13 protein-coding genes are annotated in these 11,385 nt (G+C 66.8%); 11 read left to right on the forward strand and 2 right to left on the reverse strand.

Annotation, left to right across the window (positions count from 1 at the left end):
* Both O9335_RS11545 and O9335_RS11550 read right to left on the reverse strand, forming a co-directional pair.
* On the reverse strand, positions 1-1,329 hold a 1,329-nt coding region (locus tag O9335_RS11545), incomplete at its 3' end, for a sensor histidine kinase (protein WP_298388178.1).
* Positions 1,329-2,006: a response regulator transcription factor gene (locus O9335_RS11550; protein WP_298388181.1), complete on the reverse strand. Its 678-nt coding sequence runs from the start codon at positions 2,004-2,006 to the stop codon at positions 1,329-1,331. The genes O9335_RS11550 and O9335_RS11545, both read right to left, overlap by 1 nt.
* 67 nt (positions 2,007-2,073) lie before the next feature.
* Here O9335_RS11550 and recA point away from each other — a divergent pair, with 67 nt between their 5' ends.
* The 11 genes from recA (at position 2,074) to O9335_RS11605 (ending at position 11,059) form a co-directional block, all read left to right on the forward strand.
* Positions 2,074-3,117 carry a recombinase RecA gene (recA, locus tag O9335_RS11555; protein ID WP_298388184.1) on the forward strand — a complete coding sequence of 348 codons (1,044 nt, stop codon included), beginning with the start codon at positions 2,074-2,076 and terminating at the stop codon, positions 3,115-3,117.
* 81 nt (positions 3,118-3,198) lie between these two features.
* Positions 3,199-3,654, forward strand: coding sequence for a hypothetical protein (locus O9335_RS11560; RefSeq protein WP_298388187.1), 456 nt, complete (start codon positions 3,199-3,201; stop codon positions 3,652-3,654).
* Complete coding sequence (locus O9335_RS11565) at positions 3,645-4,139, forward strand: regulatory protein RecX (RefSeq protein ID WP_298388190.1); 495 nt, start codon at positions 3,645-3,647, stop codon at positions 4,137-4,139. Before O9335_RS11560 ends, O9335_RS11565 begins: the two co-directional genes overlap by 10 nt.
* 23 nt (positions 4,140-4,162) lie before the next feature.
* Positions 4,163-4,720, forward strand: a complete 558-nt coding sequence (locus O9335_RS11570) for a DUF2889 domain-containing protein (protein ID WP_298388192.1) — start codon at positions 4,163-4,165, stop codon at positions 4,718-4,720.
* 21 nt (positions 4,721-4,741) lie between these two features.
* The gene (gene sucC / locus O9335_RS11575; RefSeq protein ID WP_298388194.1) at positions 4,742-5,902 is read left to right on the forward strand and encodes an ADP-forming succinate--CoA ligase subunit beta; all 1,161 of its coding nucleotides are present in this window, start codon (positions 4,742-4,744) and stop codon (positions 5,900-5,902) included.
* 18 nt (positions 5,903-5,920) lie between these two features.
* Complete coding sequence (gene sucD, locus O9335_RS11580) at positions 5,921-6,814, forward strand: succinate--CoA ligase subunit alpha (RefSeq protein WP_298388197.1); 894 nt, start codon at positions 5,921-5,923, stop codon at positions 6,812-6,814.
* A gap of 50 nt (positions 6,815-6,864) precedes the next feature.
* A complete protein-coding gene (locus tag O9335_RS11585) occupies positions 6,865-7,572 on the forward strand; it encodes a TerC family protein (protein WP_298388200.1) in 708 nt (235 codons plus the stop codon).
* Positions 7,573-7,574: 2 nt separating this feature from the next.
* On the forward strand, positions 7,575-8,660 hold the full coding sequence (locus O9335_RS11590) for a serine/threonine-protein kinase (protein ID WP_298388208.1): 1,086 nt from the start codon (positions 7,575-7,577) through the stop codon (positions 8,658-8,660).
* Positions 8,657-9,457 carry a Stp1/IreP family PP2C-type Ser/Thr phosphatase gene (locus O9335_RS11595; protein ID WP_298388202.1) on the forward strand — a complete coding sequence of 267 codons (801 nt, stop codon included), beginning with the start codon at positions 8,657-8,659 and terminating at the stop codon, positions 9,455-9,457. Before O9335_RS11590 ends, O9335_RS11595 begins: the two co-directional genes overlap by 4 nt.
* Positions 9,458-9,489: 32 nt before the next feature.
* Positions 9,490-10,137, forward strand: coding sequence for an FHA domain-containing protein (locus tag O9335_RS11600; protein WP_298388204.1), 648 nt, complete (start codon positions 9,490-9,492; stop codon positions 10,135-10,137).
* A gap of 127 nt (positions 10,138-10,264) precedes the next feature.
* Positions 10,265-11,059, forward strand: coding sequence for a 3',5'-cyclic-nucleotide phosphodiesterase (locus O9335_RS11605; RefSeq protein ID WP_298388206.1), 795 nt, complete (start codon positions 10,265-10,267; stop codon positions 11,057-11,059).
* Positions 11,060-11,385 lie beyond the last annotated feature (326 nt).

An 11,385-nucleotide genomic window follows, 5' to 3' on the forward strand; every position in this document is an offset into this window, starting at 1 on the left:
GGCGATTTGGCCCGCGATGGTCAACCCCAGGCCCGAGCCTTCGACGCCCGTGCCCAGCTCGCGGTAGAAGGGCTGGAAGATGCGCTCGCGGGCGTCCGGTGCGATCCCCGGTCCGGAATCGTCCACCTGCAGCAGCACAACCCGACCGTAGGGGTCCTCGCGCACCCGAACCGTCACCTCGCCACCCGGTGGCGTGTAACGCAGCGCGTTGTCCACCAGGTTGCGCAGCAGCTCCACCAGCTGCCAGCGCTGGCCGCTCACCTGCAGCACGCTGGAGTCGGGCCCGTCGAAACCGAAGTCGATGCGGCGTTCCAGCGCCTGGGGCACGAAGTCCTGGGTCACGTCGCGAGCCAAGGCCGCCAAGTCGATGGGCTCCAACGTCGCCGGGGCGCTCGACTCGGCGCGGGCCAAGGCCAACAGCTGGTTCACCATGTGCGCCGCGCGCTGGCTGCCGGCCGCGATTTGGGCGAACGATTGGGCCAGCTCCGCGGGGCTGGCCGTGCCCGTGTGCAAGGCGCGGCCGGCCAGCTCGGCTTGCGTTCGCAGACCGGCCAGCGGCGTCTTGAGCTGATGCGCTGCATTGGCCAGGAATTGCTGCTGCAACTGAGCAGCCTGCTCGCGGCGCGCCAGCAGGTCGTTGGTGGCCTGCACCAAGGGCAGGATCTCTTCGGGCGTGTCGCGTTCGGCGATGGGGCTCAGGTCGTCGGCATCGCGCGCACGGATGCGTGCCGACAAGGCCTTCAGCGGCTTCAAGCCCTGCGCCAGGGCCAGCCAAGCGAGCAAGGCGGCCAGCGGCAGCAGCACGAACTGTGGCAACAGCACCCCCTTGACGATGTCCGAGGCCATCCGTTCTCGCTTGCCCATCGACTCGGCCACCTGCACCGTGATCCAGCCCGGGCGGTCGGTGCCCGCGCGTCGCCACAGGGTGGCCACACGCATCGTGTCCCCGGCCCACTGCTCGTTGCGCAGCAACGGCGGGCCGCTGTGGGGCACCAAGCCTGTCGGCACGGGCAGCCTCGCGTCGCCCGCCAGCAACTCCCCACGGGGGCCCAGCACCTGGAACAGCACCACGTCGTCGTCGTCGATCCGCATCAGGGCCACGGACTCGACGCTCAGGGCCAGCGCTTGCTGGGCATCGCGCCGTCGTTCCACCTGCTCGGCCAGCCCTTGAGCCGCGGCACCCAACTCGCGGTCGTAGGGCTGACGGGCCAGGTCCTGGGCCACGCCCCAGGTCAGCAGCACCCCCACCGGCCAGATGACCAGCAACGGCGCCAGCATCCAATCCAGCAGCTCGCCAAACAAGGAACGGGGAGACTGGGTGTTCGGCATCAGTCGCTGGAGGCGGCGCGCTCCAGGCAGTAGCCCAGGCCCCGCACGGTGGCGATGCGAACCCCGCCGGGTTCGATCTTCTTGCGCAAGCGGTGGACGTACACCTCGATGGCGTTGTTGCTCACCTCATCGCCCCAGCTGCACAGCGCCTGCACCAAATGCTCCTTGCTGACCAAGCGGCCGGCGCGTTGCAGCAGCGCCTCCAGCAGGCTCACTTCACGCGCCGACAAATCCACCACCTGGTCGTTCAGGTAGGCCACCCGGCTGCTGGGGTCGAAGCTCAAGGGTCCATGGCGCACCACATTGCCGGTGGCCCCCAGGCCCCTGCGCACCAGCGCGCGCACCCGGGCCTCCAGTTCCTGCAGCGCAAAGGGCTTGGCCATGTAATCGTCGGCCCCCAAGTCCAGGCCCTGCACGCGCTGCTCCACGGTGTCGGCGGCAGTCAGGATCAGCACAGGCGTGTGCAAGCCACGCCCACGCAGGCGCCGCAAGACCTCCAGGCCCGAAAGCTGGGGCAGCCCCAGGTCCAAGATCACCAAGTCGAAGGGCTGCAGCAGCAGGGCCGCGTCGGCCTCGCTGCCGCTGGCCACGTGGTCCACGGTGTAGCCCGCCGCACGCAAGGCGCGCAGCAAGCCGTCGCTCAAAAGGGGGTCGTCTTCGGCAATCAGGATGTGCATGGCCCAACGCGTCGATTTTTGTTGCTAGACTGCTGTATAGATATCCAGTAACCCAGGAGCCCTCACGATGAACGCCCCCGCTGCCACCACCGAAAAGCAAAAGGCCCTTCAGGCCGCCTTGGCCCAGATTGAAAAGCAATTCGGCAAGGGCTCCATCATGCGCCTGGGCGAGGGCGAAGCCATCGAGGACATCCAGGTGGTGTCCACCGGCTCCCTCGGTTTGGACATCGCCCTGGGCGTCGGCGGCTTGCCGCGCGGTCGTGTGGTCGAAATTTACGGCCCCGAGTCGTCCGGCAAGACCACCCTCACGCTGCAGGTCATCGCTCAGATGCAAAGGCTGGGGGGCACCTGCGCCTTCATCGACGCCGAGCACGCGCTCGATGTGCAGTACGCGCAAAAGCTGGGCGTCAACCTGCAAGAGCTGCTCATCAGCCAGCCCGACACCGGCGAGCAAGCGCTTGAAATCGTCGATTCCCTGGTGCGCTCCGGCTCGGTCGACTTGGTGATCGTCGACTCCGTCGCTGCCCTGACCCCGAAGGCCGAACTGGAAGGCGAAATGGGCGACCAGCTGCCCGGCCTGCAAGCCCGCCTGATGAGCCAAGCCCTGCGCAAGCTCACCGCCACGGTCAAGAAGACCAACACCACCGTCATCTTCATCAACCAGATCCGCATGAAGATCGGCGTGATGTTCGGCAGCCCCGAAACCACCACCGGCGGCAACGCGCTGAAGTTCTACAGCTCCGTGCGCCTGGACATCCGCCGCATCGGCTCCATCAAGAAGGGCGAAGAGGTCATCGGCTCTGAAACCAAGGTCAAGGTCGTCAAGAACAAGGTGTCGCCGCCTTTCAAGACCGCCGAGTTCGACATCCTCTACGGCGAAGGCATCAGCCGCGAGGGCGAAATCGTCGACATGGGCGTGGCCCACAAGATCGTCGACAAGAGCGGGGCTTGGTACGCCTACCAGGGCGAAAAGATCGGCCAAGGCAAAGACAACGCCCGCGAGTTTCTGCGCGAGAACCCCGACCTGGCCCGCGAGATTGAAAACCGCATCCGCGAAGCGGTCGGCATCGCCCCTCTGGGCGAGGCCGTCGGCACGAGCGCGAGCGAGTGACGCCATGCGGTTTCGCCAAAACAACATCCGCGAAGCGTTGGGGTCAGCGCTGCTGAAGGCGGCCGGCGGCGACGACGACGCGTGACGCAAGGCGACGAGGGCCTGCCCACCGACCCCGGCCTGCGCCGGGTCGGGCTGTACTGGGCCTTGATGCAAGCGCGCGACTGGGCCGGCGCTGAGGCCTTGCTGCACCCCAGTGCCGCCTGCCGCTGGCGCGCCACGCGCGAGCGGTTTGATGGCGCGGCCGCCATCGTGGGCGTCAACGCCGCCTACCCCGAGGGCTGGACGATCCGCTTGCTGGCCCTGTACCGCCTGGGCCCCGACGAGGCGTTGAGCGTGGTTCGCGTGGACCACCACGGTCGCGCCTTCTGGGCCCACAGCCACATTCGGTTCGAGGGCGAATGGATCGCCCACATCGACGAATACTGGGCCGACGAACAGGCCGCGCCCGCCTGGCGAGAGGGGCTGCCGGGCCGCACCCTGACGCCGACCGACGCTCGGCCCGGCTGGCCGCTCGACCCCGCGCTGTGGGCCTGAGTCCCGCCCAACTGCGCGCCCGGGCCCTGGCCTGCTTGGCCCTGCGCGAGCACAGCCGCGCCGAGTTGCACCGCAAGTTGCTGCGGGCGCTGCAACGGGCTGCGGATCTGGCACAGCCAGACACCCGCCAAGACACCCTCCAAGACGCCGACGCCACCGTGGCCGCTTTGCTCGACGCATTGACCGAGCAAGGCCTGCTCAGCGAAGCGCGCTACATCGACAGCCGCTTGCGCACCCGAGCGCCTCGACTGGGCGCGCGCCGGCTGTCGGCCGAGTTGGCGCAGCAGGGGCTCCGTCCCGAGGGCGACACCTGGGCGCAGGTTCAAGCCACCGAAGCCGAGCGCGCCCAGGCCCTGCTGCACCGCCGCTTTGGCGACGCGCCGCCGCCCGACCCCAAGGAACGGGCCCGCCGCGTGCGGTTTTTGGTGGCGCGCGGCTTCGCCACCGACCTGGCGCTGCGCTTGGTGGAAGGAAACCTCCCGTAACAGCGGGCAAAATCCGCCCCCTTATGCCGAGCGCACCGCCCATCACCCGCACGCCGCTGCACACCCGCAGCCTGGAGGTGCAAGTGTTCGAGCGCTCCGACGGCTGGTTCGACGTCGAGGCCACGCTGCGCGACGTCAAGGCCATCGACATGCGGCTGGCCACGGGCTTGCGTCCTGCGGGCCAGCCCATCCACGACATGCGACTCGACCTGGTGGTCGACCGGCAGCTGAACATCGTCTCCGCCACCTCGGCCACCCACGCCATGCCGTATCCCGGCACGTGCGAGCAGCATGGCGACGCCTACGCCCAGCTCGTGGGCCTGAACTTGCTGCAGGGCTTTCGCCCGGCGCTCAAGTCGCGGTTGGGCGGCACCCAAGCGTGCACCCACCTCACCGAACTGGCCGGCGTGTTGCCCACCGCCGTCATCCAGGCCTTCGCCGGCCATGTGCTGGACACCCGCGAAGGCACCGCCGATGGCACGCCGCCCTACCAGATCGACCGCTGCCACGCCCTGCGTCGTGACGGCCCGGTGGTAAAAACCCACTATCCCCGTTGGCTTGTGCAACGCACAAACCCCTGAGTTCACTCCCCCACCACAGCCATGAAGATCCACGAATACCAAGGCAAGGAAGTCCTGCGCCAGTTCGGCGTGCCGGTGCCACGCGGCATCCCCGCGTTCACCGTGCAAGAAGCCGTCGAAGCGGCCCAAAAGCTGGGCGGCCCCGTGTGGGTCGTCAAGGCCCAGATCCATGCCGGGGGCCGTGGCAAGGGTGGGGGCGTCAAGGTGGCCAAGAGCCTGGACGACGTCAAGAAACTGGCCGAACAAATTCTGGGCATGCAACTGGTCACTCACCAGACCGGCGCCGAAGGCCAGAAAGTGCGTCGCCTGTACATCGAAGACGGCGCCGACATCCAGAAGGAGTACTACGTGTCGCTCGTCACCGACCGCGGCACGCAAAAGGTCGCCTTCATCGCGTCCAGCGAAGGCGGCATGGATATCGAAGAGGTGGCCCACCGCACCCCGGAAAAGATCATCACCGAGGTGATCGACCCCTTGACTGGCCTGGGCGCCGACCAAGCCCAAAAGATCGCGGCGGCCATCGGCCTGCCCGAGGCCACGCACGCGCAAGCCGTCGACCTGTTCCAGAAGCTGTACCGCTGCTACATGGACACCGATGCCTCGCTGGTCGAAATCAACCCGCTGAACTGCGACAGCAAGGGCGTTTTGACCGCCCTGGACGCGAAGTTCAACTTCGACAGCAACGCGTTGTTCCGCCACCCGGAAATCGTGGCCTACCGCGACCTCGATGAAGAAGATCCGGCCGAAGTCGAGGCCAGCAAGTTCGACCTCGCCTACATCAGCCTGGACGGCAACATCGGTTGCTTGGTCAACGGCGCTGGCTTGGCCATGTCCACCATGGACACCATCAAGCTGTTCGGTGGCGAGCCGGCCAACTTCCTGGACGTGGGCGGTGGCGCCACCGCCGAGAAGGTGACCGAAGCCTTCAAGATCATGCTCAAGAACAAGAGCGTGAAGGGCATCTTGGTGAACATCTTCGGCGGCATCATGAAGTGCGACACCATCGCCGAAGGCGTCATCACCGCCTGCAAGGCCGTGAACCTGAGCGTGCCGCTGGTGGTGCGCATGAAGGGCACCAACGAAGACCTGGGCAAGAAGATGCTGGCCGAGTCCGGCCTGCCCATCATCAGCGCCGACACCATGGCCGAGGCCGCGACCAAGATCGTCGCTGCCGTGGCCTAAGCCCAGGAGAAGAACACCATGTCCATCTACATCAACAAAGACACCAAGGTCATCACCCAGGGCATCACGGGCAAGACCGGCCAGTTCCACACCCTCGGCTGCCAGGCCTACGCCAACGGCAAGAACTGCTTCGTGGCGGGCGTGAACCCCAAGAAGGCCGGCGAGAAGTTCTCCGACATCCCCATCTACGCCTCCGTGAAGGAAGCCGCGACCCAAACCGGCGCCACCGTTTCGGTCATCTACGTGCCGCCCGCGGGCGCGGCCGATGCCATTTGGGAGGCCGTGGAGGCCGACCTCGATCTGGTGATCGCCATCACCGAAGGCATCCCCGTGCGCGACATGCTCATGGTGCGCAACAAGATGAAGGCCAAGGAAGCCGCCGGCGGCAAGCGCACCCTGCTGCTCGGCCCCAACTGCCCCGGCCTGATCACGCCGGAAGAGATCAAGATCGGCATCATGCCCGGTCACATCCACCGCAAGGGCCGCATCGGCGTGGTGTCCCGTTCGGGCACGCTGACCTACGAAGCCGTGGCGCAACTGACCGAAATCGGCTTGGGCCAATCGTCGGCCGTGGGCATCGGCGGTGACCCAATCAACGGCTTGAAGCACATCGACGTGATGAAGGCCTTCAACGACGACCCCGACACCGATGCCGTCATCATGATCGGCGAGATCGGTGGCCCCGATGAAGCCGAGGCCGCGCGCTGGTGCAAGGCCCACATGAAGAAGCCCATCGTCGGCTTCATCGCCGGCGTCACCGCCCCCCCGGGCAAGCGCATGGGCCATGCGGGGGCCTTGATCTCTGGTGGTGCCGACACCGCCGACGCCAAGCTCGCCGTCATGGAGGAATGCGGCTTCAAGGTCACCCGCAACCCCAGCGAAATGGGCAAGCTGCTCAAGGCCCTGCTGTAACCCCACCGTGAAGGGATCGAACGGGGGCCGTTGGCCCCCGTTCTTGTCTGATGGACTGGCTCTCCGACCCCTCGTTCTGGCTCGCCGTGGGCCAGATCATCATGATCGACATCCTGCTCGGTGGCGACAACGCGGTCGTCATCGCGCTGGCCTGTCGACGCCTGCCCGACGACCTGCGTCGGCGCGGCATCCTCTGGGGCACGGCGGGGGCCATCGGGCTGCGGGTGATGTTGATCTTCTTCGCCATCCACCTGCTCCAGCTGCCAGCGCTCAAGCTCGTGGGCGCTGGGCTGCTGCTGTGGATCGGCGTCAAACTCCTGCTGCCCGAAGACGCCGATGAACATGGCAACATCCAAGCCAGCAACAAACTCTGGGCGGCGGTGCGGACCGTGATCGTGGCGGACTTGGTGATGAGCGTCGACAACGTCATCGGCATCGCCGGTGCGGCCGAGACCGCCTCGGCCGATCACCGCATGACGCTGGTGGTGTTCGGTCTGTTGGTCTCCATCCCCATCATCGTCTGGGGCAGCCAACGGGTCATCCGCCTGATGGATCGTTTCCCCTTCGTGATCACCGTGGGCGGCATGCTCTTGGGTTGGATTGCCGGCACCCTGGCAGTTGGCGATCCGTTGGTCACCCGCGCAGTGGGCCATGCGATCGCGCCGGCCTGGGCCTGGGGGGCTGGCGTGGCGGGGGCCTTGGTGGTGTGGGGCACCGGCCGCTGGATCGGGGCTCGGCAGGCTGAAGCGGGGGCTTGAAGATGGGACTGCTGGACCGCCTCAAGCGCATGCTTCAAGCCGAGCCCGGCGCGGCAACGCCACCCGGCGGGCCGTCCACCTTGACGGGCTCGACCCTGCCCTTGAGCACGCGGCCCATGTCCACCATGCCCGCGTTCGCCACCACCAAGGTGCCGACGATCGACGTCCCGGTGCACTTGCGGCTCTTGGAAGAGATCGGCCGGGGCGCCATGGCCGTGGTGCACCGGGCCATCGACACCCGAAACGATCACGAAGTGGCGCTCAAGCGCTTGTTGTTGTCCAGCGAAGTGGCGCCCGAGGACCTGGCCGATACCCGCGCCCGCTTCCTGCGCGAAGCGCAGGCCGCCCAAGCCTTGGACCATCCCGACATCCTCCATGTGCACGAACTCGGCGTTGGCGCCGACGGCGACGCCTGGATCGTCATGGAATTCGTTCGCGGCCATGACCTGAGCCAGCATGTGCAGCACGGCACCCTGCTGCCAATCGGCCAGGCCCTGCGCGTGTGCATCCGGTTGGCCCGGGCCTTGGACCACGCACACCGGCGCGGCATCGTGCACCGAGACATCAAGCCCGCCAACATCCGCATCGATCCGGCCTCGGACACCGTGAAAATCATGGACTTCGGCATCGCTCGTGTGGCCGATGGCACCCGCACCCGCACCGGCTTGGTGTTGGGCACGCCGAGCTACATGGCGCCAGAGCAACTGACCGGTCATCCGGTTGATGGACGCAGCGACCTGTACTCGCTCGGCGTCGTGCTGTACCAATTGCTCACCGGCCACCTGCCCCATCAAAGCGAATCGATGGCCCGGCTCATGTTCGAAATCACCAACGAACGGGTGGCCGACGTGCGAGACCTGCGCCCCGGCTTGCCGGAAGCCCTGGCCATGGTCTTGTCGCTGGCCCTCGAAAAGCGCCCCGACCGCCGATACGCCAACGGCGAAGATTTGGCGCAAGATCTGGAAGCCGTGCTGGACCAACTCGAACCCCTGGACCTTGTCATGGCACCGCCCCCCGTGGGTCGCGCGCCGGTCACGCCGGCGGCTTTTGTGCAAACCCAAAACCTGCCGCCGGGGGGCACGGCATGAGCACCTCGTGGGACGCTTTGGGCGTGACCGACCCCGGCCGCGTGCGGGGCAACAACGAAGACGCCTTTGCCATCGACCTGGAGGCCGGCCTGCTGGTCTTGGCCGATGGCATGGGCGGCTACAACGCCGGCGAAGTGGCCAGTCAGATGCTGGTCACCTTTTTGCGCGACGAGCTGGGCGGTTGGTTGCGCCAAGCGCAAGCTGCACCGGCCGAGGCGGTCTCGCAGGCCATCGACATCTGCGTGGACAACGCCAACCGCGCCATCTACGACACCGCCGAAAACAACCCCCGCATGGCCGGCATGGGCACCACCCTCGTCGTGGCCGTGGCGCGCCCCGACGGGCTTTGGGTGGGTCACATTGGCGACAGCCGTGCCTACCGTTGGCGTGCTGGCCGGCTCAGCCAAATCACTCGCGATCACTCGTTGCTGCAAGAGCAACTCGACGCCGGGCTCATCACCCCGGCGCAGGCCGCCTCTGCGTTGCACAAAAACCTCGTCACACGGGCCGTGGGCGTCGAGCCGCGCACCGAATTGGAGCTGCACTTCCACAGCTGGCAGCCTGACGATTTGCTGCTGCTGTGCTCGGATGGGCTGTCCGACATGCTGCCCGATGCTGACATCGCGGCGCTGTGCCAACGCCACACGGCCCTCGAAGAACTTGGTCAAGCCCTGGTGGACAAGGCCAATGCCCAGGGGGGGCGAGATAACATCACCGTGGTTTTGGGCCGACCGGCGCGTGCAGTCAGCGACTCGGCCCCTGCGCAGCGCCCCTGGTGGGGCATCGGGCGTCGATAAGCCGCCCCCAGCATCAGACCTCAGAGGAAACGATGGCCAAACTCGTCCTGTCGCTCGACGGCGTCGTGATCAAGGAAGTGCAACTGACCAGGGACAAGACCACCTTGGGCCGGCGCCCCTACAACGACATCGTCATCGACAACCTCGCGGTCAGTGGCGAGCACGCCTTCCTCCAGATGGTCGGAACGGACTTCTACATCGAAGACCTCAACTCCACCAACGGCACCTACATCAACGGCAAAGCCGTCAAGAAGCAGCAACTGCGGGCCGAGGACGTCATCGAAGTCGGCAAGTACAAGATCCGCTTCGTTCTCGATGAATTTGGGGCCCATGACAAAACCATGATCTTGCGTCCCGGTCGCTTGCCCGCCCCTGGCGAGCGTCCGGTGGCAGCAGCGCCTGCGCCCGTGGGGCCGGCCAGCGTTCGCGTCTTGAATGGCGCTGCCGCCGGCCGCGAGGTGCCGCTGACCAAGGTCGTGACCACGGTGGGCAAGCCCGGCGTCCAAGTCGCATCCATCACCAAGCGACCCAACGGCTACGTGCTGACCCATGTCGAAGGCGGAACGCGCCCCTCGGTCAATGGCGCGCCCATGAGCGCCGATGCCGTGCCGCTGAAAAGCGGCGATGTCATCGAGCTGGCCGGCACCCAGATGCAGTTCTTGCAAACCGCCAGCGCGTGACTCACATCACGCCCTTGCGCTTTGCGCGGGGGCGAAGGGCTCCGACTGCCCACTCTGCCGCACCCTGACCGGGGGTCGCAGGCCTACATTGAGGCGATTGAGTCCAACACGCTTGTCGCGTCGCGCCATGTCGCTCCGTGTCCTGGGTTGCAGCGGCGCCATTGCCGCAGGTGGTCGTACCACCTCGTTCCTGCTGGATGAACACGTCCTCGTTGACGCAGGCACGGGCCTGGGCGACCTGCCGCTCGACGCCATGGCGCGCATCGACCACGTCCTGCTCAGCCACTCGCACCTGGACCATGTGCTCGGCGTCCCCTTGTTGGCCGACGCCACCTTGCGTTTGCGTCGACAACAAGGGCGCGGGCCCATCAACGTGCACGCCTTGCCGGCCACCCTTCAGGCGCTGCAGCAGCACCTGTTCAACGGCGTGCTGTGGCCCGACTTCACCCAACTGCCCAGCCCCGAGGCCCCCGCGCTGCAATGGCAGCCGGTGGCCGTGGGCGAAACCTTGACCCTCGGTGGGCGCATCGTTCGCGTGCTGCCCGCGGCCCACACGGTGCCAGCCTGCGGGTTTGCTTTCCGATCGCTGCAAGCCGACCTTTGGAGCGTGTTCACCGGTGACACCGGACCCAACCCCGCCCTGTGGGCCTCACTGCGCGACCTGCCGCTGCGCCAACTCATCATCGAAGTCGCCTTCAGCGACGACGAGGCCGCCTTGGCCACCCGGGCCGGCCACCATTGCCCGACCACCCTGGCCGCCGAACTGCAGGCCTTGCCCGCGGGCCCGGTGGACGTCTGGCTCACCCACCTCAAGCCCGGCGAAGACGAGGCCATCGTCGCGCAATTGCGGCAGCGCGCCCCCCAGCACGCCGCCCGGGTCTTGAGCCAAGGCCAAGTCTTGTCGCTCGACGCCAGCCGCTGACGTTTTTTGTCAGTCGCGTCAGCCTCACGCGCCTTGTTTGGTCACCTTCCGCCGCTGCCGCGCCCCCGTTTCCGGGTTCCTCCCGATGTTTCGTGATGAAGTGCACAGCATGCTGTGCCTCCCAAAGCTGGCACGGCCCCTGCATAGATGGAGTCGTCCCTACCCCCAACCCTCTTTAGGAGTTAGTTGAACTAAACCGCTGACGCGGTGACCGGCGCACACCGTTGGTCACCGCGTTTTGCATGGCGTCTGTGCAGCCGAGCACTTGCGCGAAGCGTCGGTGAGGTCAAGCCTTCAGCCTGGGGAATGTTCCCCGGCCTGAAGGA

This window comes from Inhella sp. (assembly GCF_027532025.1).
Taxonomy (GTDB): Bacteria; Pseudomonadota; Gammaproteobacteria; order Burkholderiales; family Burkholderiaceae_C; genus Inhella.